Genomic DNA, 26,148 nt, shown 5'->3' with positions numbered 1-26,148 from the left:
CTACATCTCCGGTCCGTCATCGTGGTCGGGCCCATCCATTTCCGCGCCCCGGGAAACATCTTTCCCCCGTCCGTCCGCGGCTTGGCGGTCGATCGCTTCGGCAAGTTCGCGCGCAGCCTGCGTGGCCCGCTGGGCGGGGAGCTTTAGAGCAGCGCTGCGGGGCGCTTTGGATGCGGCTTCGGCCTCGTTGGCGCGCGCAGCTGACGCGCTCTTTACGATCTCGGCGCTGGCGATCATCGAGCGCCCGAGGCTGGATTGCGGCGCTGCCGTGGGCTCGGCCTGCGTGGCGGCAAAATTCAGCTCTTCCTGGCGGGGAGCGGGATGGGGCTTTGCCGTTTCGTCCTCGCTCTCGGGTACGGGGGCGAGTTCGAGCTCGTCCTTGGTCTCGCGCCCGCCGACTTCGCCTTCCGCGTCATCGTCAGTCCGCCGCGCGAACTCGATCGGCTCGACATGGGCGCGCAGGACATAGCCGTCTGCGACCTTGGGATAGTCCTTGTAGGTGAGCTTGATCCGCGCGGCATCGAAGCCTTCGGGAAACACTAGGAAACCGCGCAGCGAGGGCAGTTTCATGATGTCATCGGGCAGGACGAGCGGCTGCACTTCGGAACGCGGGGTGATCGTCGCCGCGTCGCGGATATTGGAATAGCCGTAGCTGTAGGCCTCATCCATCATCCTAACTTCACGGTGCCCGATATAGTCTGAGCAGTGCTCGGCGGTGTCGCGGTCGGCAGCGGCGAGAACGAGCTTGGTCCGCGCGAGCGAGGCAAGGTTCTGCGCGCCTTCCTTGCCGTAGGTCTCGGCCAGCTTGGCGAAGGAATGGATGCCGAGCACGAAGGCGCCGCCAAAGCCGCGCGCGGTCTGCAGGCCGTCCTCGATCGCCGGCAGGCGGTGCAGCGCGTGGACCTCGTCGAAGAAGAACCAGGTGCGAAGATCGCGGGTGCGCGGCAGGCGCATCAGCGTGTGGACCGCGAGGTTCATCCACAGCGACAGCAGCGCCCGGTTGAGCACCAGTTCGTTGTGCGAGGAGGTTATGAACAGGATCGAACCGGGCTTGTTCTCCGTGCGAATCCAGTCGGAGATCGAGAAGCGCTCCTTGCCTTCGGGCAGGAACCGCAAGGCCTGGGCATTGGTGTTGAAGACGGCGCGGATTGATTCCGCCATCTTGGCCGCCTCGGGCGCGGTCAGCGGGTCGGCGACGGTGTGCTCGAGGAGTTTGTGGACCTCCTTGAGGTCGGCCATCATCAGCTTGCTGGCGAGCGCCTGGTTGGTCGCCTCGCCAAGCTTGATCAGCTTGATGCAGGTCTCGACGAACAGCGTGCGCGCAGCGAGCATCCAGAAGGGTTCTGCGCCGCCGCCATCGGCCGGAAGCAGGGCGGCGGCGATGCCGGTGAAGTCGGCATGATTCTTCGCTTCGGCGAACACCGACCAGGACGGGCAGCGCTCGTCCATCGGGTTGAGGATGATGTCGGTTTGGGGGTCGTAGAACGCCTCGACATAGGCCCCGGTGAGGTCGAACACGACGGCCCGATCGCGCCGCGCGCGCATCTGCGCAATGAGCGCGCGCATCTGGGTCGTCTTCCCCGTGCCGGTCGAGCCAATCATGATCGTGTGGGCCTGTTCGGTGCGCCAGGGGAAGGGCACCCCCGCGATCGAATAGACGTGATGGATGCCCGCCTCCTTGCGCGTCGCGAGGCTCATTTTCATGACCTCGTCGAAGCTCTTGCCGGGGAGGCGCTCGGCGATCTCTTCGCCGAGCATGTCGCGGTTATGAGCGTTGATGACATCGGCGAGTTCGGCGGCATCGACCAGCATGGCGCCGCGCTGGTGCCGCTCCTCGAGGATCGACTTTCCGCGCCGCTTGGAGAAGTCGACGAACCACACCGCGATCGGCACGGCGACGAAGAGCGAGATAAACAGCGAGCCCCAGATTGCCCGCATCAACTTGTTCCAGGCGACAACGACATCGGGGTGCGAGGCGACCATGCCAACAGGAGCCCGGACGACTTCGCCGGAAGGGAGGGTGAGGTTGAGAATCTTGGCGTGCGAGAACTCCATGAAGGTCCATCCAGCGGCGTAGATCCGCATCAGGATCATCTGGATCTCTTGGCTCTCGAGCAGCAGCGCGAGGACGATCGAAAGCGCGATGCAGAAGGTGAAGAACCACACCATCAGCGGCATCTTTGCGGAGGCGAACCACATCATGAATTCGTGGGTGATGAGTTGTGAGCCGCGGGTGAAATCGCCGGCATTGCGCGGCATGTTCCCGCGCGCGGAATGGTGCTGCAGCTTGCCCGGCCGCGCCCGGTCCGACCAGGTGTTAGGACGGCGCACAGAGCGCCTCCATCCGGCGTTCGGCTTCGGTGATCAGCGCGGTATGGGCATCGGGGTACTGGCGCTGCACGATGAGGTCAGCGACCAGGAACAGATACTCGGCCGAGAACTGCCGGCGGCGGTCCGCCTCGCTGGTGCCGGACATGACGCCCAGGAACTGCTCGAGCGCGATTCGCAAGAGGTTCGATCGGGAGACGTTTTGCGCGGTTGCGGCGGCCTGCGCCGCATCGGCCAGCGGCTGTGGAAGCCGGAGGGTAATCAGAACTGTTTCAGTCATCACCACGCCCTTCGAAAGGGCCTGGCGGAGATTGCGCGACAACGGTTTTAGGCCATCGGCGGGCCCTTGGCAAGAAAGCGGTTGGGGACCAAATGGCGTATTACATTGTAATACCGATGAAATCGCCGAATTCCGGGACTTTACCGGCAGGATACAGCAATGTAATACGATGTATTACCAAAGACCCACTCTGTACACACACGCATTTCCGCCATTTTTCCTACGGCCCTGCCGTGTAGGGTGTGCAACTCTTCCCCTTAATCCGCTGCCTTGTGTCTGGTGGGTGATTGCTGGTCTTTGATGCGCATGGATTCGGGCGTTGACCGGTTGTTCTACAGCCAACAAGCGTCACTGAATACGGAGCAACGCGCGGGATTTATTTGGTCGGTCGGCAGCAAAAGACTTGCCACTGATGCGTCTGCTTGGAATCCTCGGGACGGGAGGTTTCAGCCCCAACCCACGAGGTATCATCATGGCCAGGAAAGGAAGCCTTGAAGCAGAACAACAGGCAATCGCAAAGGAGCGTCAGGCGCTGGAAGCGCGCGAGACGAAACTGCGCGAAAGCGAGCGGGCGGCGAGTGTCGAACTGATGCACAAATCGGTTCTGGGCAAGGCCTCGTTCAAGAGGGTCGAAGCATTCTTCGCCGCTCTTGGGAAGCTCGGCTTGGAGGAAGCGGAGAAGCGCCTGCGGGCAAGCTGAAACCGGTCTCGACCGAGGCCGGCGCAGCCGGGGTTCCCAAAGTTGCTGCCTGCATCCGCAGGCAGTTGAGGGGGCCCCGGCTGCGCTTTATCTGGACACGCAAAAAAGGGGGCCGGAGAGCCCTTGTCGGTGCCCTCCGGCGCAGCGATCGATGTTCATTTCAGAACGGGCACTCCGCGTCCCATTCGAGATCCATCACCACACTCATGAAGCTCGCGGCGCGGCCGATGTTCGCTTCGTCGAAGTCGTCGGCCATCATACCCGGAACGGAGTGGACGATCCGGTCGATCAGGTCCTGGGGCAGGGCGTTGTAGTCGCCTTCGTCGATGGCGAGAAAGCCGCCGAACTCATCCTCAATGACATGGCTGTCGAAGAAGCTGTGCTGAGCCCGGATAGTCGCGGCGCGTACCGCGGCGTCATAGCTGATGTGGTCGAACGCCGGGATGTCGAGGGTCTTGGTAAGAGCGTTCATGTGAGCCTCCTGTCAAAGGAATTGAAGAGGTCACCTCGGGTATGGCCGAGCTTGGCCCGGGTCAGGAACGGGCCGCTCGCGGCCCGCCGCGCCAGCGGGGGTGGGGGAGCCGATTTTTTCGCCTTCTTCGGGCGTAAAAAGTTGGGGAACCGCCCTTCTTGACGCGGGCCGATGGCGGCCATCATGCTTGGAATTCTGCGAGAGTGTTTAACCCTGTTGGGCAGCCCCCGGTGGTCCCATGCACGGGTCTTGAGCGCCCGGCCGATGCGAAGCCTTCGCGCCCCTTCCAGCAGGCCGTCAGGCCATTACTGGCGGGGGCAAGATGCGAGCGAGCCGGGCCATGACAGTGTGCGTCCGGGTCGACAAAAAAGAAGGGCATCCGGCGGTGAGGCCGGACACCCTTCTGGTTGATGCAATCGCAGCTGGTGCCGCTCAGAATGGCGGGAGGTCATCGCCATTGACGGTGCCACATGCCGTGCGCTTCATCGCAGGCCGCTCAGCTTGCGCTGCGGCTTTGGTCCGCGCCGCCGGGGTCTCGTTCTGGACCGAAGCGTCGCGCACGATGTGCAAGGGAATGCGTGCTTCCCGCAGGCGATCGGCAAGGTTCGCCTGGATGCCGCCGCCGCTGCATACTACCGCTTCGACAGGCTTGAAGGCGAGCATGCGTGCGTTGCGCTGATAGGGCGCCGAGGCTCCCCGCGAGGCATCGGGCTTGCACAGGATCACCGGTACATTGTGGCGCGAGGCCCAGGCCGCTGCGATCACGTCCGCGCCCTTGTTCTGGGCAGTCGTTGCCAATGCCATCGAAGGGACGCGTGCATGGATTGCATCGAGGTAGTCTTCGACCAGCGCAATGTCCGTGAACTGCTGTCCGCCCGAGAACACCACGACCGGACCCGATGGGGCGAACTGCTCGCGCCGCTGGGCCTTCTGGGCCGCAAGATAGTCGCGCGCTTCGATCATCGAGGCATTGGTCTTCGACGACACTTTGGAACCGCGCACCGGCGAGAAGGGGCGGCCGGTTTCGACAAGATAGATCCGCGCGGCATGGTCACGCATGCATTCCATCGCATCGCGGCATTCGGCAAGGCTGCGGGCCTGCATGGTGAGGTCTTCCAGATCGGTCGCGTAGACCTCGCTCGGATCGTATTCGCGCAGCTTCTCCTGGAGCCGGTTCGCCATCGCGTCCTCGCGGTCATCGAGCCGCATGGCGACGACGTGGAAGCTGTTGGCCACGCCCCATGCGACTTCGCTTGCGAAATCTTCCATCCGGGTGTCGCGGAACAGGTCGAAGACCGTTGCCAGCATCATCTCGATCGCCGCCTGCGCCAGCTCGGGATCGGGCATTTCGACAGCGCTCGGCTCGTGCTCGATCGAGAGCTTCGCCAGTTCGGTCTGCTCCATGAATGCCCGGGCGTAGTCAGGCGTCGCGATTTCACGCGCATAGTGTTCGGCAAGGTCGGCGAAGTTCGAGAAACGGTCCGTCATGATAACCTCCAAAAGGTATTTTCTCTCATCACGCTGATGAAAGATGCCCATCGGAAAGACGCCGGAGTCAGGCAGTCAGGGACGGCGGGGCGCACGCGCTGCCGCCGCGAATAGCGGGCGTGGGGGAAGCCGATTTTTGCTCGCAAGGCGCTAGCCGCAGCAGGCCAAAATCGGGGGGCACCCGCGATCCTTGACGGCCGCCAATCTCCCAGGCGTCATGCTGTGGCGATGCTGATTTCGCTCAGCCACCGAGATGAGAGAGATTACTGTTTTGCCCCCGAACCCCATCTGGGCGTTCGGGGTTAACCGCAAAACACACTTAGCCCTTTTCCACTCAGAGCCTGTCGAACACCGATCCCATGCGCGGTGAAAACAGGCGCTCGTAGGTCTTGAGGAGATGCGTGTCGGTCATCGCGGCGACGAAGTCGCAGATGACCCGAAGGTCGCCGCCAGCAGCTTCGTATTTCGCGAGCTCGTCGCGTGGCAGCAGCCGGGCGGGGTCGGCCTGCATCGCCTCGAAAACGGCGACCACCATTCCCTGGCCCTTGAACTCGAGATGCTGGACGGCAGGCGAGGTAATCACCTCGTCGACGACAAAGCCCTGCAACACGTCGAGGAACTCGCGCTGGGAGGAGGCGACCCGCACACCCCAACGCAGGAATGGCTCGGCGAACTCGGGGCGCTCGACGAACTCGACCGCAGTCAGGAAGTGATGGACGAGGCGGCCGATAAAGCGCTTGCGCGAAGCGGCACCGCCGAACAGGCCATCGACCATCTGGGCGAAGACGTCATTCTCGCTTTCGCCTGGGTATTTGGCCTTGAGCGCGTCGAGGAAGGAGGGACACTTGTCCTGGAGCGCAGCGGCGAAACGCTCGCGCGTGACAAGATCGAGTGCGATCGCGTCTTCAAGGTCATGAACGCCGTAGGCAATGTCATCGGCCGCATCCATGATCGAGCAGTCGAGTGCCTTGTGGCGAGGCTTGCCGTGCTTGCCCTCGTGCGGCGTGAAGGCTTGAAACGCCTCGCGATCCGCAGGTGACAGAGGCTCGAGGATCCAATCGACGACGTCCTGTTCGCTATCAAGGTAGCACTTGGGCGGCTTGCTCGCGCGGCCGTCGATGATCTTGATCGTCGAGGGACCGGCGAGCAGTGCGGGGGCGAGCGCAGGGTTGGCAATCTGGCTGAAGGCGACCGGGTACTTGAGGACTCCGAGCATTGTCCGGCGCGACAGGTTCGCGCCCGCTCCTGCGGAGAAATTCTCGAGGCGCGCAAGGATGCGCAGGGTCTGGCCATTGCCCTCAAACCCGCCAGCACCGCGCATGCAGTAGTTGAGCGCGATTTCGCCGCCATGCCCGAAGGGCGGGTGCCCGAAATCGTGGGTGCACCCGATCGAGTGGATCGTGCCGCGATCGGGCAGCAGCGGGGTCGCCGGATGATGGGGGAAGGACTTCTCGAGCTGGCGGGCGATGCCGCCAGCGATCTGCGCAACCTCGAGCGAATGGGTGAGGCGGGTGCGATAGAAATCGCTGTCACCGAGGTTGAGGATCTGGGTCTTGCCCTGCAGCCGCCGGAACGAGGCCGAGTGGATCACGCGCGCATAGTCGATGTCGCCATCGTCCCGCGCGTCCTCGCTCTGCGGGGTCCAGCCCTCGCGGCGGGCTGACCAGTCACGGGCAATAGTCATCGCGATCAGCGGATCACGGTGACGGCGACACCGGCTGCGTCCGCGACGGTGCGCCACTGCTTGTCGGCGGTCAGCGCCGGAAGACCGTCCCGGCGCGCGAGCGCCAGGCAGAAGCGGTCGCCGAGCGACAGGCCGGCATCGGCCGTCGCAGCACGCAGGCGCCCGGCGATGGTGGCGAGCGCCTGGTCGGCCTCGACGATCGCCATCGGCAGGGGCCGCAGCATGGCGTCGACTTGTTCGGCGGGCATGCCCGCATGGATGAAATGGCTGACGACCTCGGCGTAGTTCACGCTCGACATGCGCGAGGCACCGATCGCATCGGCGACCTTGCCCGCGCCGGGCTCGTCCCGGAGCAGGGCAAGCAGCGCGGAGGCGTCGAGTACGACTTCGCTCATTCGCCCGATTCCGCGCGGCGGCGGCCAAGAAAGGCATCGACCGAAGCCTCTGCCTTGTCGCCGGTGTACTTCTTGGCAAGCGCCTGCGCGTGCGCGATCGACTGCGCCACGGTGCGCAGGATCACGCCGTCCTCGGTTTCTTCGACCAGCAACGCGCCGCCGCCGGCTAGGCCGAGCCGCTTGCGGATCTCGGCCGGCAGGCTCATCCGACCGTTTGGCGTGATCGTCACTTGCACCGTCATGGCACTGCTCCTGATGTGGCAAACGCGTCGCGAAGCGTGCGTGTGAGCCAGCTTAGGGAACATATGCCACAAAATCGCAAACGTGTCACGAACAGCCCCACTTGGGTGAGTTCCATTTGAAGTGCGTCATCCGTCGAGCGTTACCATTTCATCCGGGGTGGGGCGAGCCCCACCCCGGATGATCCGTCATCTTTGGCGCCATGAACTGCCATGGTTTCGGCGAGTACCTCTCGCGGCGTCCTGTATTCGAGGCACTTGCGCGGGGTGTCGTTGAGCCTGGCAGACACCGCTTCGATTGCGTCAACGGGGAGGGCCGCGATATCGACATCGAGCGGCAAGAACCGCCTCAAGCGTCCGTTGAGGTTCTCTACGCCACCCTTTTGCCAGGGCGATCTCGGCTCGCAGAAGTAGCTGTCCATGCCCATCCTGGATCGCAATGTGCCGTAGGCCGCGAACTCTGTCCCACGGTCAAAGGTAATGCTCTGCCGCAGGCTGGAGGGAAGGGGAGCCAGCTTCGCTTCAATGCCAGCCATGACGCCCGCCGAAGTCCTGCTGGGGTTGCGCCAGAGCATGACGAAGCGGCTCTTGCGCTCCACCATGGACGTCAGATTCGACTTGCCGAACTGCTTGCGGAAGATGACCAGGTCGCCCTCCCAGTGGCCAAAATCCGTTCTTTGCGAGATGCTTGACGGCCTCTGGCCAATGCAGCTGGTGTGGGGGATCTGAAGACCGCGTGGCTTGCGGCCGCCGCGCGGTCGACGCCGCCTACGCGACCAAGGTAAAAGCTGATAGAGCGCTTGGCGCTTGCCTTCTTCGCCATAGACATAGCGGTAGATCGTCTCGTGGCAGACCCGCCGGCTGCCCGAGTGGCGCAAGCGTCCGGCAATCTGTTCCGGCGACCAACTCTTTCGTAGACCATCGATCACCTTGGCTGCCAGTTCAGGATCGCGCACCAGTTTGCGACCAGGTGCACGACGGTCTGCAGCGTACTTCTGGGCCACATTCGGAAAGTAACCGCGGAAGAACGGCTCTTCGTCGTGCATGAAGTTACGGCGTAACTCGCGGTAGATTGTGGACGGATGCCGACCGAGTTCCGCCGCGATCCTGCGCACGGGTATGCGAGCGTCTGTCAGCCGCGAAATCGTCTCGCGATCATCCCGTCCAAGCTGGCGATATTGGGCTCCCATATGCGTTCCTCCGAGTGGGGCTGAAGCCTCAGAAATCCTCGAATTTCGCACTTCAAGGTAGAATCCACCTTGGCATGATCGCTCAGTTTGATAATACATCTTATGTTAAATTTCATCAATGGGTCACGCGGATCTGCCGTCGCCCGACAAGTGCGATCGCGCGAAGCATAGCACTCCAGAGTCAGGCAAAGCCCCCATCTATCAGCCGATCGAGATAGGCGTGCACCTTACTGCTCCATCCCTGACGCACGAGTTCGTCTGCCGTAGCATCGCCGAAGGAAGGCAATGTTCGCGACCGGTACCAGTCATAGGCCGCTGGCGCGCTGCCCGCCCAAAGAATGAGCCGGTCGATAATCCCGCACATTTCGTTCAACCGCGATTGCGTTGCCACGCGTCCGATGGGAGCAGCATTGGCAAGCGCATCAGGCGAGAGTCCGACGACAATGGCCAGCCCGGATTTGGTGGTCTTCAGGGCCGCAGCCAGACGCCTGGAGGAAATACCGTGCTGGTCGGATACTTCCCTCAAGAATGCCGAATTGCGCATGGATCTGTCCAACTACATTTAGTCTGTATTGCATTTTGCAATACACTGTGTATGATGCCTTGCGGAGATAGAATATGGCCAAGTCCCTTGAACGCAAGGATCACCCGGTATCGATGCGACTGCCCGATGCCGACATTGCCCTGATTGATCGTGCGGCAAGTGCGCGCGGGCGCTCGCGAACCGATTTCGTGCGAGAAGCAGCGGTGCGTGCCGCCGAGGATGTCCTGATGAACCAGAGGCTCGTGCGGATGAGCGCCGAAGGGTTTGCCGAATTCATCGCGCTGCTTGAAAAGCCTGCCGAGGCGGTTCCAACGCTCGTCGAGGTGCTCAGGCGACCCGCGCCTTGGGACATGCCCTCGGACGATCGGCACTGACAATTGGGCCTGTCGCCGCCGGAACTGTTGACCGCAGCTCACGAAGTCGATGACTTCGACTGCGGCAAGCCATCGCTCAATCACTGGCTAAGGGCGCGCGCCCTTGCAAACCAGGAGCGCGGGTTTACCGCGGTGTTGGTCGTGCATGAGGCAATGCGGGTTGTCGGCTACTATGGGCTGGCGCCGACATCGGTGGTCCCCGGCATTCTGCCGCGTTCCATCCGAACGGGGCAGCCACCCGATCCCGTGCCTTGCCTGCTGCTCGGTCAACTCGCGACCGATCTGGCATGGGCGGGACAGGGTATCGGCTCGGGATTGTTGCGCCATGCACTGGGACGGTGTCTGGAGGCTGCCCGCCTCGTTGGCGGTCGTGCAGTGATCGTCAATGCCATCGACGACGAGGCGGCGGCCTTCTGGCTAGGCAAGGGTTTCCTGCCTTCGCACGACGATCCGCTCGTGCTGTTCCTGTCGATCGGCGCCATCGCTGCTTCCCTCGCAGCGGCAGACCGTTGAGCCTGTGCCGGATCAGGGCACGACCGAAACCATATACGTGAAATTCGGCCGATGGCCCGCAGCGCGACTCTAGCCGAACGCGACTCCGAGCTTCTTGCACTTTGCCGGGCCGCCTGGACCTTGGGCTGCGCCTTGGGCGCCGCCTTAGGTGCAGCTTCGGGCGCTGCATTGGCCTCAGCCTTCGGGCTTTGGCCAAGCTAGCGGCCAAGGCCGATCCGGACCGCGAGCTCCTTGCGCTTGGCAGCATAGTCGGGCGCGACCGTCGGGTAATCGGTGGGCCGGCTCCAGCGCGTCCGGTACTCGGCCGGGGTCATGCCATGCTCGGTGCCAAGATGGCGCTTGAGCATCTTCATCTTCTCGCCGCATTCAAGGCAGGTTGCGGCATCGGGCTTGACCGAGGCGCGCACCGAGACGGCAGGCTTCAGCTCTTCTGCGGCCGGCTCCGGCGCCTGTCCAAGCGTGGCAAGCGAAGCATAGACCGCCTGGATCAGGCCCGGCACGTCGGCGGCCGCCACCGAACTGCTGCGGACATGGGCAGAGACGATGTCGGCGACATGATCCAGCAGTGCTTCGCTTTCCACGCGGGCGAGACCTTTCCAATTCACGGATCGAGGGTTCCAGGCGATAGTTCGCCACCACGCCATAGGAGCATCACTGAAGTGCGAAGGCCTGACCTGGTGCTCAAGGTTCGAAGAGTTCAAGCCGCAAAGAGTTCGCCCTGGGGATTGGCAGGATCTGGACGTTGTCGCTGCGGCGGCGCGGGTTTGCGCAGCAGCGCAAGCACGCCGGGCTTGACCACATATACCGCATGACGTCCGCCGCCGCGGTTCTTGTGATTGGTGGCGTAGCCCGCATAGTGGCGGGTCATCAGGCCGGCGCGGACCAGATCGGAAATCGCGCGGCTGACATTGGCGCGGCCCACGGCCTGGACCTGCTCTTCCACCGCTGCGTCGATGCGCGCCGCATCGCGAACAGCGTCACCGGTAAGTTCGTCCTTCAGCGCAGCGGCAACGCGCGCACGCAGCGCCGCACGGCGAGCGGGCTGTTCGCTCATCGGCAAAAGCTGAGAGCAGAGCCATTCGCGCAGGAGCACCGGCACTCCGCCCTGCGCGACGAAGGGCCCGGCCTGCCCTCGCCCATCGGCAATTTCGGCTACCAGTTGAAGGACGAGGAACGCATAGCGCGGACGGTTCGAGGCTTGGACCAGGACCGCGTAGATCCCACCGACGCCAGTGATTTCTTGGACTCGTTCCATCGATCAGTATTGAGCACAAAAGGTGAATCCTGTGAATCCCCTTTGTGCCCTGCCCTGTCGTTTGTCGCCCGTGACACTTCGCCCGGAGCCCGCTCGTGAGATGCGCGGCCGAGCGTGCTGCCCTTGCCCCGCAACCACGTTCGTGATCGTACAAGCGTGATCGATGATCGCGCCCGTCTGCGCATGTCACGAGCGCAGCGCAACGTGACACTCTGCCCTAGGGCAAAGTGTCACAGATGCCATGCCCGAAAGGGCGCCAGCTGCCGACGCGGTTGGCAAAAAAAGGGCCGGCTTGCGCCGACCCCTTGGAAAGTTTTGGGAGAGGATGCCTAAAAGGCACCCCCGATATGAGCCGGCACCCACCATGCTGCAAGTGCGAAACAGACGCCGCGGGTTGCCTTTTTCGCAACTGGTGTTTCGCCCGTCGCAGCGACAGCATGCGTGCTTGGGGGCCTAAGCCCGATGGAAGGCGGCCGTGCCGCCTCCCGGGCTCGGGTTCAGAGGAAGAGCACTTCCTCGGCAACGATTTCGACAGCGTAGCGTTCGACGCCCTCGCGGTCGGTCCACTTCGAGTAGTGCAGCCGGCCCTGCACCTCGACCAGGTCGCCCTTCTTCTTGTGCTTGGCGACCGAGGTGCCGAGGCCGTTGAAGGCGGTGACGCGGTGAAACTCGGCGAGGGTCTCGGTGTAGCCAGCCTCGTTCTTGACCGTCTTGCCGTCGACCAGCCTGGGGCGGTCGGTGACGAGGGTGAACGACGTGATCGCCGTCTCGCCGGCGTGGCGGGTTTCGGGAGCGGCGGCGATGCGGCCGATCAGGATGACGAGGTTCTTCATGGGGTATCTCCGTGGCTTGAACTCGGCGGAACCGCCCGCCGATGAACATCACAGGCAGGGCCAAAGGCCCGGGCCCGCACCGAACGCATGTGAGGGAAACCCAAAAGCGAGGAGTGGTGCGGCAAGCCCGAAGGGCTTCACGGTCCGCTGCTTTTGGGTTGCGGCCAGGGACTGGCCCTGCAGGGTTCATCGGCAAACGAAGGGCGGTTTCGTCAGGTCAGGCTCAGCGGATCCCCGCAAAGATCAGATCCGTCAGCCTCGGCCATTTCGGCAGGACCTGCTCCCACCCGCCAGCGCCCGCGCAGCGGGCATTGCCTTTCTCGACCCCCGCTCCATACTGGTCAGTGACGCACGGTCACACGGGGCCGGGCCCAGCCCCTCCCGTCCAGTGCCATGCGCTACGGCAAAGCTATTCGTCAGATGCGCAAGAAGGCGGCCGCAGGCGAGCATGGGTCGCCTGCCCTCGATGGGGACGCTCAGCGCCAGGGCCTCGCGAGGCCTTGCGCGACCAGATTGTCGCCGGCATCCACGCCGTTCACCGAAACCGAGGCGAGCGTCCGTCCATAGGGGTCGGTGCCAAGTCGCGTGATCGTCACCCGTCCGCGCGACAGCAGCCGCGTCAGGGCAACCCACGAGGCTTCGCCTGCGGCAAAGTCACACCAGGCATAGGACCGTCTCCGGTCCTGGCACTTGGGACTATCGGGCAGTTCGGGTGCATGGATATTGGCGATGCGGACACGCTCGCGGCCGCAGCGGATCGTGTCGCCGTCGTGAACCGTAGGCGACATGCAAAGGGCGGAGGCAGCAAAAGCGATCGGCATGGGTAGAGCCTAGCGCCCTCGCCCGCCCGCGCCAACCAGCCTCGCCGCTTCCTCCACTGGCCCCGATCGTGACCCGAAGGGCCGGCATCCATTTCGGCGAGCTTGGGTGGGCGGCGGTGCGAAAGCGCCGACGCTCCGCCCTAGCGAGTAGAGCGGGTCGCCGCGGCGCCCGCGTGGGACGCGGGCCCCGGGGTGCCCCCTTCCCTCCCCGCCTCGCCAGACTCCCGCAAAACCGGTATGAACGCACTTGAACCCGGCCGCTTTGGCTCCTCTGCCGTAGGCAGAGCCATCGAAGGGAAAGGATCCCGGCCCATGGCTGATCCCCAGATGATGCCAAGCGCCCTGCAGGTGGCGCGCGCGATGACTGAGGTGCTGCGCGCGAAGCTGAGTGTCTTAGCAGCTGAAGAGGTCACGCTCTCCCGCGAGGAAGCCGCGCTTTGCCTCGGTCTTGCCGAAGGCGTGACCGAAAGCCTGGAACAGGAAGCACTTCAGGACCGGTGAGCCGCCCGGCCCTGCGACCTACCGGACATTGAGCCCCAATTCGCCTAGCAATTGTCCGGCCTGCTCGCGCGAGATCGTCGCCACGCGAAACGGCCCGGCATCGACGAGGCGTAGCCCGCCGAGGTCGGCACCGCGCAGGTCTGAGCCCTCAAAGCGCGATCCGGCGACCAGCGCCTCGCGCAGCGAGCAGTCCTCGAACACCGTCATGCGAAAATCGCCCTTGCGCACATCCGCACCCGACAGATCGACCCGGCGCAGAGTTTCCTTGCGAAACGAGAAGCCGGGCAGCTTTGCCGAGACCAGCAGTACTTCCTCGAAATGGATGTGCATCGCGCGCACCTCGGTGAAGTCGACCTCGGTCAGCTTGGAACCGGTGAACCGGGTTGAGGTCAGTCTCGCGCGGCGCATCGAACAATTGTTCCAGTCGCCGCCGAGGAACTCGGCCTCGCTGACGTTCGCGCCCGAGAAATTGACGAACGGCCCCCGGCAACCCTGCCAGACCGTGCCTTTAAGCTTTGCCCCCGCAAGATCGCTGCGCCGCAGGTTGCAGCGTTCGAAGCGCCAGCGGGTGAGGTCGAGCCCGGAGAGGTCCGCCTCCTCGACGTCGCAGTCGATGAGTGTGCGCGGCGTCCTGCCGATCAGGCGCTCGATGTCGCTTCGCACCAGCGTGGCGCCCGCGATCGGCTGCGAAGCGAAAAGGTCGTCCATCACGCGCCCGGCCGCCAGGCGCCAGCTTGGGCGGGTTGGCACAATGTTCCCGTAGTCAATTGGCCGGGAGTGCGCATATGGGGAGCAAAAGTGGACTGGGGGTTCCCGGTCGGCGTCATAGCCTCGGTGAGTTTCACCGGGGCTTTTCGCCTATTTGGGGCGGGAAAACCTTGAGCCCCCAGTTTTCATAGCCGCTGCCGACATTCTCGCGCCCGCCGTCGCAATAGAACTTGCGGGTCAGGACCTCGAACGCGCGGTTGTCCTGGCTCGGCCGCAACACACTCATGCGATGGGCCTCGCCACCAGGTCTGCGAGCTGGAGCCCGGACGTGTTCGCCATCTTGTCGGCAAAGACAATCTCGAATGGCAGGGGCGCGCCCAGCTTGTTCTCGCCGTCGCAGATCCTGCGGAACTCCAGTTCGAGGTCCTTGTCCTCCTTCTTGCCGCGGCACTCGAAGACCACGTGGGTCTTCTTGGCGTCCTGGTTCTTCCCGATGAGGAACTCGTAGAGCGTCTCAAGGCAGAACCCGAGGGCGAGATGATAGGGGTTGTCGCGTTCGACATCGCGCGCGCCGAGCCGGTGCTTGTCGATCACGCAGCTGATCAGGATGAAGTTCGACTTGTCGATGATACCGCTGAGGCCATCGATGAAACCCAGCTTCTCGGCTTCGTTAGCGAACTTGAAGGGGCCGGTTTCCTTCCGAATTTCTCGCTCGTGCAGGATCACGATGTCGTGACCAAAGTGGTTGAACTTGAACTTCTCGAGCGCCGGGACGACCTTCTCGCTGTAGTGCTTCTTGTAGAAGACGCAGAATGCGAGGACGAACAGCGGGTAATTTGGATCGACGGTCTGCATGCCGTCATCGCACCGTGATGCCAGCGCGGAACCTGCAAGCCAAGCCGAAGCGGGGTTTTCCACACACCACCCCCCGACACAGCAAACCTTGCAGCACCCGCACCGCCAGCATAGACTGGCGCAGCGTGCCCATCCGGGCCGCGTCAGACGAAGGAGATGCGCGAGAGGTCGAACGGGCAGCGTCGATCGCGAGAATTGGAGCAGACCCCAATGATCCAGCGATACCGTGTGCTCGGCCACAGCTTGGCCGAAGGCGATGAACTTCAGCACGTGCTGCGCGAAGCCTACGAGCGCAAAGTCCCGGTCCATTGCGAATGTCGCAAGGGAGCCAACCTTCCCCTCTACATCTCGCACCGCCAGAATGGCTACGTACTCGCGCGCTGGCCGGGTTCGGGCGCGCGCCATGCGACCGCCTGCGATCATTACGAAGCGCCCGACTACCTCACCGGCATGGGCCAGGTGCGCGGGAGCGCCGTGCTCGACGATGAGGCGAGCGGCGAAACCAGCCTCAAGCTCGGCTTCCCACTCTCGCGCGGGGCGGCCCGGCTCGCGCCCGCGGCGCTCACTAACGACAAGCCGACGGTGAAGTCCTCGGGTCAGAAGCTCTCGATGCGCGGGCTGCTGCATGTCCTCTGGGACCGGGCCGAGCTGACGCACTGGCATCCGAAAATGGTGGGCAAACGGACGTGGTTCGTGGTCCGCCGCGCGCTGCTCGAGGCCGCAGCAAGCTGCCGGGCCAAGCAGGAAGCCCTGCCCCACGTGCTTTTCGTGCCCGAGAGCTTCAAGGTCGAAGAGAAGGAAGAAATCCGGGCCCGCCGCCGCGCGGCGCTCGCCCGGGTCTATGCCTCGCGGGACGAGATGATGGTCGTGGTTGGTGAAATCAAGGAGATCGTTCCCGCGCACGGCGCGGAAAAAATCGTGCTGCGCCATGTCGGCGACATGCCGTTCGTGATGGACCAGGACATGGCGCGGCGCTTCCACAAGCGGTTCGCGGGCGAACTCGCGCTGTGGCAAGCGCAGGATGGACCGAACGGCAAGAGCGGTTACCTGGTTCTCGCCGGCTCGTTCGCGCGGCGGCGAGAGGGCACGTTCGACCTCATCGAGGTCGCGTTGATGCCGGTCACGCCCGAGTGGCTGCCCTACGAGACCAGCGACGAGCGCTATCTCGTCGGCAAGGCGGTCGCGGAGAAGAGGCGGTTCGTGAAGGGCCTGCGCGTCAATCTCGACACCGACACGCCGATCGCCAGCCTGGTGCTCAAGGACACCGGCGAGGAAGCCAGCGCCATTTACATCTATGACCGCGACAACGAGGTGGCGGAGCCGCTGGAAGCGCTGCTCGCCAGGCAAGGCGTCGCTCACCTGCTGTGGAAGGAAGGCGAGCCGTTCCCGGCCCGCGTCAGTCGGCCACCACGGCGAAGCTGAGATGGACAGCAGGCCGCCTGAACAGGCTCAGTCGTCCGATCGGGGCAGCGGTTTTGTCGGCAGGAGGTCGAGGCGCCGGGGCGCGTCGCTCCCGGCGCGCAAGGCTTCAAGCCGCGCCGCGACCTCGCCCTCGTGCTGGGTGATCTCGATCCGGTTCAGACCCACGATCGTCCAGACCGCAAGTTCGGGCCGCTCGGTCACGTGGACCGAGTAAGCGATGGGCAGCGTGTCGGGATAGAGCCAGAGCAGCAGCACCGGCAGCGCGGCGAGATTGGGTTGGCCGCCGGTCGCAGCGAGCGTCTTCACGGCCTTGTCCCGATCGTACCGGCAGGTGATCCCGAACGGCTGCGGGTGCCCGGCGAGACCGAGGATCGTCTCGCGCGGATTCAGCTCAAAGATCGCGTCGAGTTCAGCCGGGGGTTCGGCTTCTGCGTCCTCGGCCACCTCGGCGAGGAACAGTTCGACCGCGGCGAAGCGCGCGGCTTCTTCGCGGGCGCAGGCAAGTTCGAGCGTGAGCGTGATCGAGGACATGGCTGGGACTTTCGTGTTGCCGCGCGCCGACGCGTCCCGATGCCAGGGCAAGGGATAGAACGGCCGGAAGACCGGGATTTGAACGGGTCAGCGAGGTGGCGCTCAACGTGGGCGCGTTCGCGCTCGCGCTGGAGATTGAAGACGGGGACGCCGTGGCTGGCGGCGATGGGTAGCGCCTCGCCGGTGCCGCCCGAGGCCTCGCCGTCGGCGGTCCAGCACAACACGAATTCCGCGGGGCTATCGAGCGAGGTCCCCAGCACCTGGAACACGTTCCGGGTGTGGAGCGCCTGGACGAAGGCCGAAAGTCCGGCAAAGGCCGGATGGTGCGCCGCGGCGATCGTGCGCGCCCTGTCCCAGACCTCGGGCCTCAGCGTGCCCGGATGGAACTCGCTTGCCGAACCGCGCCAGCCCGCCGCCGGCAGGAAGATCTGCGGGTTGCGGCCCGCCCCGCGTTCGAACGTGCTATCGGCGCCGATGGCGTGGCCCGAACGCAGAACATAGCCGTGCTTGGTGAGCGCGAAGGCGGCGCGGGTCATCAGGCTGAGCACTTCGGGCGGCGTCGCGCGCGCGCCGATCCCGGCGTACAAGCGAGGCATGGGATTGGACTCCAGTCAAGAACGCCCAGCCCCAAGTCCCCTCCCCTTACCCGCTGTCGGCAGCGGCGACCGTGGCAGGACCGTAGGCGGCGAGCAGGTTGCGGTGGAGCACCGCGTTCTTAGCGGGAAAGAAGCTGCCGTCGGCGTTCGCCCGGGTGATCTGGAGCGCGGCGGCGATAACCTCGCGAAACGGTCGCATGACCGCGCGCGAGCCTTCGTAGGTCACCGGCTGCGGAAATCCCGCCGCGATCCAGGTGGCCGGTTCCACGAGGTCGTCGAGCCAGGCCTGCGCGGCTTCGGGCAAAGGCAATTCCGCTACGACCAGCCACAGCGTCCGGTATGTTCCGAATTCATGGGCATTGGCGACGATAGCGAAGCCGAGCGGCAGGGGGGCTCGCCGTTGATGGCGATGACCGCCGCCTTGAAGGCGAGCAGTTCGAGCGTGTTGGCGGCGGCAAAGTCCGCGCATTGCCCGAGCTGCGCGCAGGGCTCATCGGCGGGGCCGGCGCCGAGTTCGAGGATCCGGTGCCGACTCATGGCACGGCCTCCTCCGGTTCGTCGGGATACCAGGCGAGTTCCACCGCGTCCGAATGGCCGGCCTCGAACTCGGCGATGCGCGCATGGGTGATCAGGCCCGCACGATCCTTGAGCCCGACATAGGCGCCGTAGAACCGACCGCCCACAGCAACGAACTGGGCGTGGACGTCTTCGCTCACTGCCTCGGTGACGAAGAAGCCCGGCACGTCCGCGATGTGCGCCGGGGGCAGGACGCCAAGCATGTCGTCGAAGAAGGTCTCGCTCACCCGCGATAGCGGGAAGCGGGCAAGCACTGCCTCGCGCGAGGCGGCCAGCAGGGCCCCATCAGTTACGGCCATCGCTCGCACCTCCGGTCGTCACGAAGGCCGGGATCGCCAGCTCTGCGCGGGCCATCTCGCGCTTGAGATCGCGCAGCCGCGTGAAGCTGTTGATCCACGACGGGGGAAGAGGACATACTCGTCCTCGCTTGCCGTGTAGTCGCGCATCGGGCCTTGCCCATCGAACAGGATGATTTCGGGGAGATAGGCGCCGAGGCAGCCGCCGGACCAGCGGCGGAACGGCAGGCCGTGCTCGGCGCAGAACGCGTCGATCTCGGGGATCTGCCCGCCGTTGAGTTCGGTCCCGTAAAGCTGGAGCGGCTCGCCGAGGGGGAGCACCGCCGGATCAAAGGGTTCGCCGTCCCACTCGGTGCGCAGGTCATAGTTGGCCGCGTGCGCGGCAAAGGCTGCGAGATGTTCGCGCGGCAGAGCGCCGCCGATGGTGATGTGAACGGGGGCTCGGTCGCCCATGGTTTAGGTCCTTTCGCTTGGGTCTGATCCGACCGGCGAAGCCCCCCTCCCCTCAGCCTGACGTCGCTGCGGGCCTCCCTGCGCCCCAGCGCTCGGCTGTGCGATCGATGGCGAGTTCACTGGAGCAGGTCTGGCACAGCGCGAAGGCTTCAGCAGGTGTGCCCGCGAGCCACTGCTCCCAGTCTTCTCGGGCGAGGACGACGGGCATGCGGTCGTGTACCTCGGCCATCTACGCGCAGCCATCCACCATGACCATCGAATAGGCCGCGCCCCACTCGCCGATCGGGCGCCACAGTCCGGCAACGGCAAAGACTTCTTCGCTCGCCAGCGAGTACCAGGTCCGGGTCATCTGCCCCTTGATGCCTTCGGCTTCGGCCCAGGCAGTGAGCGGATTCAGGCAGCGGCGGCGCTCGAAGCTTGGGCGCCAGAATGCAGTGCCGAGTTTGTCCTCGCGCGTATTGTTGACGAGCTTGGGCTTCAGCGGCTGACCCTGCTTGCCTTCGAGTACGAGCGGGAAGCCCTTGGGGCTACCCGCGCCTCATCCTCGGCAACGACGAGGCCGGGATCGCCCGGGTAGACTTCGGCGGCGAAGTTTGCGCCCTCACCGCTGCACGCGCCGAACAGCCGGGCGATTTGCGCAGGGGCCTTGGTCATGCGGTACAGATTGCACATGCCCGGATGCTCTGCGGACCGCCCTCCCCTGTCAATCGGGACGCGTGGCGGCACCAAGCACCTTGCGAATATGTTCCCTCTATGTTCTTTTGACGGCATGGAACTAATCGATACGTCTGCTGTCGCTCATGCGATCCTAGACGCCCCAGGCTGGGCGCGGGTCGGCATCACGGCCTCAAGCTCATTCCGGCGCGAGGATGCCGCGCTCGAACTCGCGCGCGTGATTGCCGATGCGGTCGATGCGCCGGTCAGCGCACCTCCCCCAGAACAGTCGACCCTACCGCTCTGAAGGACGCCAGTTCAACCCGCCGGACTAGCCAGTAGCGCCTCGATCTGCGGATCGAGCGGAAATCCGAAACGACGGGCGATCTCGGCGGCGTGTTCGAAGTCGGCCGCGCTGACGTGGAGCGAGCGGGCGAGGTCCGCGAGCGCCTCACCCTCGCGAGGCGCGGATAGGGCATGGAGATTTCCGTGCGCGAGCGTCACCGCAAACGGCTTGGGGCTGGCGACCACGACCACCTCCTCGGCAAGAACGACCAGCGTGTCTCCGGTGCGGATGGCCTCGTCGCACTGGACCGCATCATAGGCATTGCCGGTGCTGGCAAAGGCGTGATGGCGCCGGGTGGTGAAGACGAAGCGTTCGCTCATCGTCAGCATTGTGATTCTCCGAATGTCCTCATGCGAATGAAGAGGCGGAACGCCGGGCGGGGGGCAATGCCGGCGTTCCGCCTCAGGCAGCGCGGGGGGTCTTCCGCGGCCTTTGCTTGGAAAACGGGGACCCGCTTGGGGTCCCCGCCGGTTGGAGTTGGGACAAGCCGATCAGGCGGCGACGAGCGGCGGCAGCGCGCCATCGTGTTCGGCGCCGTCCTTGGCATTCGCCCGGCCGCGCTTGGCGGGCGGGGTCGCGGTGCTGTCACCCAGACCGTCGCCGGCCTGCTCAGCGCTGCGGTCGCCGCCGGCATCGTCAGCCGGGAACATGTCGCTCTCGCCGTATTCGGCGGTGCCGAGACGGTTGTCACGGCGGCGCGGACGCTGCCAGGCGATTGCCATCGTGCCGTCCTCGCGCGGGAAAGCGGCGATGTAGAGCGGCTGCGCCATCGACGGATCGTCGATCTTGCCTTGGTAGAAGCTCTCGCCGGTGGAGTTCGAGGAGAGCTCGAAGAGTGCGCCGACGATCACCCAGCGGCGCTGATCGTTGAGCGCGACGATCTCGTAGCGGGGAGCGCGCGGGTTGCTCGAGGTCACCGGCCGCAGGCCGATGGTGCGGGTGATGGTGAGCGTTTCGACAGAGCCGATCAGCTGGCCGTTGGCGTTCTTGCGGATTTCACCGATGTTCATGGACGTTCTCCTGGGTGGATCGATTGCGACCGAACCCCTTGTTCGATCACTCTTTTCCCACCCCCTTCCCTCCCGGCCGTCAGGCCGAAGCTGCGGGCGTTGCCCGCAGAGGTACCCCGGACCGCACGAGCGGTGTTTTCTAACCACGGGGTCGACGAACGACCAACGACAAGACTGTCGGACGGTGCGGAACGGCAGGCCCGAGGGCCCGATTTGCGGTAAGCTGCTTCAAGTCGCTGCGTTCGGTCACGACGGCTACCGACCAGGCCGAGTCGTTCAGATCAGCAGCCTTGAGCGTCGCAGAAAGCCAGAAGCAGATGGGTTGGATGGCTCCCGCTCACGGCATCTAGGTGCCAAGATGTGAAAGCTATCAGGCAATCACGAGCATATGGGAGCCACCCAGATGGAGATTATGACGATCGGCCTCGATTTGGCCAAGAGCGTTTTCCAAGTTCACGGTGTTGATGCGGCGGGCAAGACCGTCGTTCGCAAGGCGTTGCGTCGAGCACAGGTGCTGACATTTTTCTAGAAGCTGCTGCCCTGTCTCGTGTGTATTGAGGCGTGCGGCACGTTCCATCACTGGGGCACGTGAACTGATAAAGCTCGGGCATGATGTTCGCCTTATGTCGCCGACTTGCGTCAAACCATATCTAAAGCGCGGCAAGACAGACGCGGCCGATGCGGAGGCGATTTGCGAGGTGGTGACGCGGCCGACAATGCGGCCCGTACCGATCAAATCGCCAGAGCAGCAGGCGGCGTTGTCGATGCACCGCAGTCGAGATTTGCTCGTCAAGCAGCGCACGCAGTTGGTCAACATGATGCGCGGCATTCTAGCCGAGTTCGGCATCGAGATCCCACAGGGCTTTCATCGCGCACTTGAGATGGCACGCGCGATCGTCGGAGGAGAGGCACCAGACGCACCGTCCGAAGCCGTAAAGGTCGTCGCTCGACTTTCGCAGCAAGCGCTGGACGCTCGTGCCCAGCTTCGAGAAATCGAACGCGACTTACTCACGTGGCAACGCAGGAGTGACCTCGCAACTTGTCTACTGACAATACCGGGCATCGGCCCTATCGGAGCAACGGCGATAGCAGCATCGATTACCGATCCGCGCCAGTTTCGCTCTGGTCGCCAGTTCGCCAGCTGGCTAGGCCTGACATCGATGGTGCGACGTGCGAAAAATAAGCCCCAAGCGGTAGATCCACGTCTCCTCGCGCTGCTGGCACGAAAGCCGATGCGAGTGGTGCCCGTCGCAATGGCGAACAAGACTGCCCGGATCGTCCGGGCAGTCTTGGTGCGTGGTGAGGTCTAAAAGGAGCGTCACGTGCCAGCGCTAGCTGCATGGAATGATGATTTGGCTGAGGAGATCAGCTCAAGGAGTTGTGAGAGCAAAGCGAGATGATGGCGAACCGGTCAGACCGGGAACCGGGACAACCCAGCGAATGACGAAGGCGCTCTAGCCTGCAAAGCAGTGTGGGACCCAGTTCGCGGATACCATCAGGGCCAGCAGTCTTTCTGACGACTGCACCCGACCAACTGCCAGCGTCTCAATTTTGTGCTTGCAACGCGGGAGCCATCCACCGAGGTCAATCGCGGCGCGGAACGCAGACAGTCAGCAAAGCGCTTCAAATCAATGACCGTGACGTGCCCGCCGCTCACATGAAGGTCGACATAATCGCTGTTCATTACCAAGCCGTCAGTTCAAGGCACCGTCGCCAATGGCAGAGAGACAGCTCAAAAGCGTTTGATGGAAAGGACGTCGAAGGTCTGGCGCAGAACTTCTGTGGATCGATCGTAGTCGGCTAGAGCGAGTGCGGCGATCAGGGCATCGATAACGCACAACTGTGCGATCCGGCTGGTCATCGCCTCAGTTCGGAAGCGTGTTTCCCGAGCCATCGTGAACAGGACGACATCAGCATAGGCCTGGATCGGAGACCGCCCGAAATTGGTGATGACAACAGTGCGTGCGCCAGCCTCGTGGGCAAGCCGGGTCGATGCTACGGTCTCGTTCGTCGAGCCGCTGTGGGAAATGGTGAGCACTGCCACGTCCTTGTCGCAGCGCGAGGCAGAGATGGCCTGTACATGGCTGTCGGTGACGACGCGGGCGTCCAGGCCGATCCGCAGCAGGCGATAATGCGCATCCTCAGCAATTGGAGCCGAAGACCCGATCCCGTAAATCTCCACTCGCTTTGCCGTACGAATTTTCTCGACTGCAACGGCGAGTGCTTTCGGATCCAGCACGGACAGAGAGTCGCGCAAGGCCTGGATGCCGGAGTGAAAAACCTTTCGGCAAACAGACTCGGTTGTATCGTCCTTGTCCAGATCCTCGTGAATGAATTGCACGGGCTGGACAGTCTCTTGAGCCAAACTCAATTTCAAATGCTGAAAACCGCTCAGGCCGATGCTGCGGCAAAAGTTTATCACGCTCCCTTCGCTGGCATCGACCAGTGCAGCCAGATCAGTGATCGACATGCCGACAACTTCGCTTGGATGCTCGATGACGTATGCGCCAATCCGCGCTGCCGTCCGAGACATCTGGCCCAGCGAGGAGCGGATTCGTGTGAGGGCGTTGTCAACCAGACGGTTTTGTCCCTCCGGGCTGGAGGGAGAAGCAGTGGTGGGCATCGGCAGGGCGGCCTTTGTCGAGCAGAGAGTCTTTAGCTGATTTCGTATCATAGTTGCAGTGATATGAAAATGTTTCTGACCTTGTCTCATTTTAGCATACTTAAAAAATGAACTCTTTTCACAAGAGTGTCATGAGCCAAGTTTAGCCCCCCTTCGCAGTCGCAGCAAACCGGGCACACCAGATGCCCGCGTGCTGGGTCGAATGCAGCACAGCAGCACAGCAAACGGGGAACCCGCATGACCACGATTTCCAGAGGGCGAATGGCTTCGGCAACGCTTTACCTGACCGCCAGCCTTTTACCGACAATCGCCTGCGCGAACGAGGATCAGACTGCTCCGGCAAGCGCCGAAGCCGAGGCTGAAGCTGAACGCCCGGGCAACATCGTGGTGACTGGCCATCGTGAACGCGCGACGCCGCAGGCGGAACAAGCGATCGTATACGGCAACTACGTTCAGGTGGTCGGCGCAGAGCAAATTGCCGCAAGCGGTGCGTCGAACTTTGCCGAACTCGCACAGTTCCTGATCAAAGGCGCCAACGTAGGTTACTCCCCGGACGAGGGCGAATATACCATCCGCCTCGATGGCGGCGGCGACCGTGATACCCTTGTCGTGCTCGACGGCGTGCCTCTCTACGACCGCGGTCCAGCGCTTGAAGAAATCTGGGGTACGACCACGATCGATCCGCACATGATCGAGGCCGTCGAAGTCTTCCGCGGTGGCAACAGCCTGTTTTTCGGATCGAACGGCGGGATTGGCGTTGTCAGCATCCGCACCAAGAGGCCGGACGGCACCAACCGTGTGGAACTTGGCGCAAGCTACGGCAGCTTTAACTCCCGCGAATTGTGGGGCAATGCGCGTATGGCGCTCGATGGTGAAGGCGGTGCTCATAGCGTGATGGTCTACGGCAGCAGCCAGAACACCGATGGCCCGCGCATCTTCAATCCAGCCGATTTCGTGGACAACGTCCGCCGGGCAGGTGGCGTGCAAAAGTACCCGTTGAACCGCAACAATGTTGGCCTGAAATATCGTTTCAAGCCAAGCGATGCGACCGAGATCAACATCAACGGGCAGTACACGCAGATCGAGTTCTTCGACGCTTTCCCTGACAATGAAACATACTCGCCGAACCGCGTACGCTATCCGATCATCGATGCCAGCGTGCTCCACAGGTGGTCCGACACCTTCGGCTCGCAGTTCGATGCCTATTGGAGCAACCCGAAACTCAACAATACCGAAACTTTCGCTGAAATCTGTCGCGTAAAGACGGGCTGCGTCGATACACAGACCGGCAAGGAGATATCCTTCGGTACGGCCACGGGACGTTCGATCGCCTATGCGAACAAGGGCTTCGGCGCGGATTCGAAGGTCTCTGGCTTCATGGAGTGGGGCTTCAACTTCCGTAACACCCTGAACCTGCCTGACGTGGGCGAAGCGGTGGCCGGCGTCCAGATGGTGTCCTACCGTAACGATTCCGATCCGGTCTTCCCCATTTCCAACGAATGGACGCGAACCACCGGTATCTATCTCGACTTGCGCCCCCGCCTGCCGTTCAGCCCCTCGACGAACATCAGCCTTGCTGGTCGCCTCGATTTTTCGAACGCTTTCGACAGCAAGTTCATCTGGAAGTTCGGCGTGCGTCAGCCAATTGGCGCATTCTACATCCGCGGCAACGGCGGTACGTCCTACAGCCTGCCCAAGACCAACGAACTGTTCGCCGACAGCCCGACGACGGTCGGCAATCCCGATCTCAAGCCGGAATCGACCGAAACATACAATGGCGCAATCGGCTTCCAGAAGACGTCGGGGGCCCTCAACATCAGCGCCGAACTGGGTTATTTCCGCACCGATATCACCAACCGCATCCAAGGCACCTCGGGCCTGACGCCGAATACCTTCTTCAACAATACCGCGCTGACCCAGATCCGCGGTCTGATGGCGGACTTCAATCTGGCGGTCGGCGACGAGTGGGCGCTCAACCTGGGGTTCACCCGCCAACAGGCACGGCTCAAGGGATCGACGCTCCAGATCAACGAGACGCCGGAATACATGATCCAGAGCACGCTGACCTGGAACTCGCCCGACCAGCGCTGGCACATCAACCTGTTCCCCCGCTATCAAGGGCCAGAATATGCTTCAGGCGGTCTCAACAACAGCCTTCGCAAAAACTTCGGCAACTATCTGGTGGTCAACGGCTCGCTGGGTTGGTGGGCCGGCGAGGAACGCCAGCACCGCTTCCAGGTCCGCCTCGTCAACATCCTCAACGAGAAGTATGCTGAGCGCTACGGCTATGGCAACCAGCGCTTCAGTTCAGCCTTCGTGCGCGGCGAGATCACCACATCCAGTCCGAACTACTTCTATGGCTACCCCTTCGAGGGCAAGCCGCGCGCGGTCTATGTGAGTTACACTACGACGTTCTGAACGAAGGGGGCGTCGGCCATCACGGCCGACACCCTGCTGCCCG

Annotated in this window: 31 protein-coding genes and 3 pseudogenes; 8 read left to right on the top strand and 26 right to left on the bottom strand. The window is 63.5% G+C overall.

All coding sequences use genetic code 11. The features are described 5' to 3' along the window. On the bottom strand, positions 1-2,331 hold the full coding sequence (locus C7W88_RS21940; RefSeq protein WP_118075698.1) for a type IV secretion system DNA-binding domain-containing protein: 2,331 nt from the start codon (positions 2,329-2,331) through the stop codon (positions 1-3). After that, positions 2,318-2,650: a ribbon-helix-helix protein, CopG family gene (locus tag C7W88_RS21935; RefSeq protein WP_240345044.1), complete on the bottom strand. Its 333-nt coding sequence runs from the start codon at positions 2,648-2,650 to the stop codon at positions 2,318-2,320. Before C7W88_RS21935 ends, C7W88_RS21940 begins: the two co-directional genes overlap by 14 nt. Positions 2,651-3,080: 430 nt before the next feature. Between C7W88_RS21935 and C7W88_RS21930 the strand changes: the two genes are divergently transcribed. Next, entirely contained in the window at positions 3,081-3,308 is a 228-nt protein-coding gene (locus C7W88_RS21930; protein WP_118075696.1) for a hypothetical protein, read from the top strand. Positions 3,309-3,468: 160 nt separating this feature from the next. Here C7W88_RS21930 and C7W88_RS21925 read toward each other — a convergent pair whose 3' ends face one another. The 8 genes from C7W88_RS21925 to C7W88_RS21890 all read right to left on the bottom strand — a co-directional run bounded on the left by C7W88_RS21925 (position 3,469) and on the right by C7W88_RS21890 (position 9,320). Further along, positions 3,469-3,780 (bottom strand): hypothetical protein, encoded by a 312-nt coding sequence (locus C7W88_RS21925; RefSeq protein ID WP_118075694.1) that lies wholly within the window; start codon positions 3,778-3,780, stop codon positions 3,469-3,471. After that, positions 3,777-3,965, bottom strand: coding sequence for a hypothetical protein (locus C7W88_RS21920; protein WP_118075692.1), 189 nt, complete (start codon positions 3,963-3,965; stop codon positions 3,777-3,779). Before C7W88_RS21920 ends, C7W88_RS21925 begins: the two co-directional genes overlap by 4 nt. A 247-nt stretch (positions 3,966-4,212) precedes the next feature. After that, entirely contained in the window at positions 4,213-5,268 is a 1,056-nt protein-coding gene (locus C7W88_RS21915; RefSeq protein WP_205525331.1) for a DUF2493 domain-containing protein, read from the bottom strand. 334 nt (positions 5,269-5,602) lie between these two features. Then, positions 5,603-6,952, bottom strand: a complete 1,350-nt coding sequence (locus C7W88_RS21910) for an anti-phage deoxyguanosine triphosphatase (RefSeq protein ID WP_118075688.1) — start codon at positions 6,950-6,952, stop codon at positions 5,603-5,605. Between the two features lie 5 nt (positions 6,953-6,957). After that, complete coding sequence (locus tag C7W88_RS21905) at positions 6,958-7,347, bottom strand: type II toxin-antitoxin system VapC family toxin (protein ID WP_022676687.1); 390 nt, start codon at positions 7,345-7,347, stop codon at positions 6,958-6,960. After that, positions 7,344-7,589, bottom strand: coding sequence for an AbrB/MazE/SpoVT family DNA-binding domain-containing protein (locus C7W88_RS21900; protein ID WP_118075687.1), 246 nt, complete (start codon positions 7,587-7,589; stop codon positions 7,344-7,346). The genes C7W88_RS21905 and C7W88_RS21900 overlap by 4 nt, the downstream gene beginning before the upstream one ends. A gap of 140 nt (positions 7,590-7,729) precedes the next feature. After that, entirely contained in the window at positions 7,730-8,776 is a 1,047-nt protein-coding gene (locus C7W88_RS21895) for an IS30 family transposase (RefSeq protein WP_118075685.1), read from the bottom strand. A gap of 181 nt (positions 8,777-8,957) precedes the next feature. After that, positions 8,958-9,320 (bottom strand): XRE family transcriptional regulator, encoded by a 363-nt coding sequence (locus C7W88_RS21890; RefSeq protein ID WP_118075683.1) that lies wholly within the window; start codon positions 9,318-9,320, stop codon positions 8,958-8,960. A gap of 74 nt (positions 9,321-9,394) precedes the next feature. On the opposite strand from C7W88_RS21890, the gene C7W88_RS21885 reads away from it, so the two are divergent. Together C7W88_RS21885 and C7W88_RS21880 are read left to right on the top strand one after the other, a co-directional pair. Then, on the top strand, positions 9,395-9,694 hold the full coding sequence (locus tag C7W88_RS21885) for a DUF1778 domain-containing protein (protein ID WP_118075681.1): 300 nt from the start codon (positions 9,395-9,397) through the stop codon (positions 9,692-9,694). Positions 9,695-9,697: 3 nt separating this feature from the next. Further along, the gene (locus C7W88_RS21880) at positions 9,698-10,207 is read left to right on the top strand and encodes an N-acetyltransferase (protein ID WP_118075678.1); all 510 of its coding nucleotides are present in this window, start codon (positions 9,698-9,700) and stop codon (positions 10,205-10,207) included. 197 nt (positions 10,208-10,404) lie between these two features. On the opposite strand, the gene C7W88_RS21875 is transcribed toward C7W88_RS21880, so the two are convergent. The 4 genes from C7W88_RS21875 to C7W88_RS21860 form a co-directional block, all read right to left on the bottom strand. Then, positions 10,405-10,812: a MucR family transcriptional regulator gene (locus C7W88_RS21875; protein ID WP_370073270.1), complete on the bottom strand. Its 408-nt coding sequence runs from the start codon at positions 10,810-10,812 to the stop codon at positions 10,405-10,407. 92 nt (positions 10,813-10,904) lie between these two features. Next, positions 10,905-11,462, bottom strand: a complete 558-nt coding sequence (locus tag C7W88_RS21870; protein ID WP_118075674.1) for a hypothetical protein — start codon at positions 11,460-11,462, stop codon at positions 10,905-10,907. A 497-nt stretch (positions 11,463-11,959) separates the two neighbouring features. Continuing rightward, the gene (locus C7W88_RS21865; RefSeq protein WP_118075672.1) at positions 11,960-12,295 is read right to left on the bottom strand and encodes a single-stranded DNA-binding protein; all 336 of its coding nucleotides are present in this window, start codon (positions 12,293-12,295) and stop codon (positions 11,960-11,962) included. Between the two features lie 476 nt (positions 12,296-12,771). Then, a complete protein-coding gene (locus C7W88_RS21860) occupies positions 12,772-13,116 on the bottom strand; it encodes a thermonuclease family protein (RefSeq protein ID WP_118075670.1) in 345 nt (114 codons plus the stop codon). A 312-nt stretch (positions 13,117-13,428) separates the two neighbouring features. Between C7W88_RS21860 and C7W88_RS21855 the strand changes: the two genes are divergently transcribed. Then, on the top strand, positions 13,429-13,617 hold the full coding sequence (locus tag C7W88_RS21855) for a hypothetical protein (protein ID WP_162896170.1): 189 nt from the start codon (positions 13,429-13,431) through the stop codon (positions 13,615-13,617). 18 nt (positions 13,618-13,635) lie between these two features. Here the strand turns inward: C7W88_RS21855 and C7W88_RS21850 are convergent, their stop codons facing one another. Both C7W88_RS21850 and C7W88_RS21845 read right to left on the bottom strand, forming a co-directional pair. Next, the gene (locus C7W88_RS21850; protein ID WP_118076039.1) at positions 13,636-14,325 is read right to left on the bottom strand and encodes a pentapeptide repeat-containing protein; all 690 of its coding nucleotides are present in this window, start codon (positions 14,323-14,325) and stop codon (positions 13,636-13,638) included. 133 nt (positions 14,326-14,458) lie between these two features. Beyond that, a pseudogene (locus C7W88_RS21845) lies at positions 14,459-15,180 on the bottom strand (DUF3800 domain-containing protein). A gap of 210 nt (positions 15,181-15,390) precedes the next feature. Here C7W88_RS21845 and C7W88_RS21840 point away from each other — a divergent pair. Continuing rightward, entirely contained in the window at positions 15,391-16,602 is a 1,212-nt protein-coding gene (locus tag C7W88_RS21840; protein WP_118075666.1) for a DUF1173 domain-containing protein, read from the top strand. A 27-nt stretch (positions 16,603-16,629) separates the two neighbouring features. Here C7W88_RS21840 and C7W88_RS21835 read toward each other — a convergent pair whose 3' ends face one another. The 7 genes and pseudogenes from C7W88_RS21835 to C7W88_RS21810 all read right to left on the bottom strand — a co-directional run bounded on the left by C7W88_RS21835 (position 16,630) and on the right by C7W88_RS21810 (position 19,726). Continuing rightward, positions 16,630-17,046 (bottom strand): hypothetical protein, encoded by a 417-nt coding sequence (locus tag C7W88_RS21835; protein ID WP_240345043.1) that lies wholly within the window; start codon positions 17,044-17,046, stop codon positions 16,630-16,632. Continuing rightward, positions 16,989-17,729, bottom strand: coding sequence for a hypothetical protein (locus C7W88_RS21830; RefSeq protein WP_240345042.1), 741 nt, complete (start codon positions 17,727-17,729; stop codon positions 16,989-16,991). Before C7W88_RS21830 ends, C7W88_RS21835 begins: the two co-directional genes overlap by 58 nt. A 46-nt stretch (positions 17,730-17,775) precedes the next feature. Next, complete coding sequence (locus tag C7W88_RS24230) at positions 17,776-18,033, bottom strand: hypothetical protein (protein ID WP_240345041.1); 258 nt, start codon at positions 18,031-18,033, stop codon at positions 17,776-17,778. 11 nt (positions 18,034-18,044) lie between these two features. After that, positions 18,045-18,266 (bottom strand): hypothetical protein, encoded by a 222-nt coding sequence (locus tag C7W88_RS24225; protein ID WP_240345040.1) that lies wholly within the window; start codon positions 18,264-18,266, stop codon positions 18,045-18,047. After that, complete coding sequence (locus C7W88_RS21820) at positions 18,263-18,604, bottom strand: hypothetical protein (protein WP_118076035.1); 342 nt, start codon at positions 18,602-18,604, stop codon at positions 18,263-18,265. Before C7W88_RS21820 ends, C7W88_RS24225 begins: the two co-directional genes overlap by 4 nt. A gap of 18 nt (positions 18,605-18,622) precedes the next feature. Further along, positions 18,623-19,054 carry a hypothetical protein gene (locus C7W88_RS21815; RefSeq protein WP_240345039.1) on the bottom strand — a complete coding sequence of 144 codons (432 nt, stop codon included), beginning with the start codon at positions 19,052-19,054 and terminating at the stop codon, positions 18,623-18,625. Between the two features lie 52 nt (positions 19,055-19,106). Next, a pseudogene (locus tag C7W88_RS21810) lies at positions 19,107-19,726 on the bottom strand (SOS response-associated peptidase). A 97-nt stretch (positions 19,727-19,823) separates the two neighbouring features. On the opposite strand from C7W88_RS21810, the gene C7W88_RS21805 reads away from it, so the two are divergent. Further along, positions 19,824-20,015: a DUF6771 family protein gene (locus C7W88_RS21805; protein WP_118075664.1), complete on the top strand. Its 192-nt coding sequence runs from the start codon at positions 19,824-19,826 to the stop codon at positions 20,013-20,015. A gap of 11 nt (positions 20,016-20,026) precedes the next feature. On the opposite strand, the gene C7W88_RS21800 is transcribed toward C7W88_RS21805, so the two are convergent. Next, positions 20,027-20,383, bottom strand: a complete 357-nt coding sequence (locus C7W88_RS21800; protein WP_118075662.1) for a hypothetical protein — start codon at positions 20,381-20,383, stop codon at positions 20,027-20,029. 162 nt (positions 20,384-20,545) lie between these two features. After that, the gene (locus C7W88_RS21795; RefSeq protein ID WP_118075660.1) at positions 20,546-21,064 is read right to left on the bottom strand and encodes a DUF736 domain-containing protein; all 519 of its coding nucleotides are present in this window, start codon (positions 21,062-21,064) and stop codon (positions 20,546-20,548) included. A 403-nt stretch (positions 21,065-21,467) separates the two neighbouring features. Here C7W88_RS21795 and C7W88_RS21790 point away from each other — a divergent pair. After that, positions 21,468-22,374, top strand: a pseudogene (locus tag C7W88_RS21790) (IS110 family transposase). Positions 22,375-22,796: 422 nt separating this feature from the next. Here the strand turns inward: C7W88_RS21790 and C7W88_RS21785 are convergent. Further along, positions 22,797-23,687: a MurR/RpiR family transcriptional regulator gene (locus C7W88_RS21785; RefSeq protein ID WP_118076033.1), complete on the bottom strand. Its 891-nt coding sequence runs from the start codon at positions 23,685-23,687 to the stop codon at positions 22,797-22,799. A gap of 237 nt (positions 23,688-23,924) precedes the next feature. On the opposite strand from C7W88_RS21785, the gene C7W88_RS21780 reads away from it, so the two are divergent. Continuing rightward, entirely contained in the window at positions 23,925-26,105 is a 2,181-nt protein-coding gene (locus C7W88_RS21780; protein ID WP_240345038.1) for a TonB-dependent siderophore receptor, read from the top strand. Positions 26,106-26,148: the final 43 nt, after the last annotated feature.

The organism is Novosphingobium sp. THN1, assembly GCF_003454795.1.
In the GTDB taxonomy this organism is placed as follows: Bacteria; Pseudomonadota; Alphaproteobacteria; order Sphingomonadales; family Sphingomonadaceae; genus Novosphingobium.
This window is presented reverse-complemented; position numbering and strand designations above follow the sequence as displayed.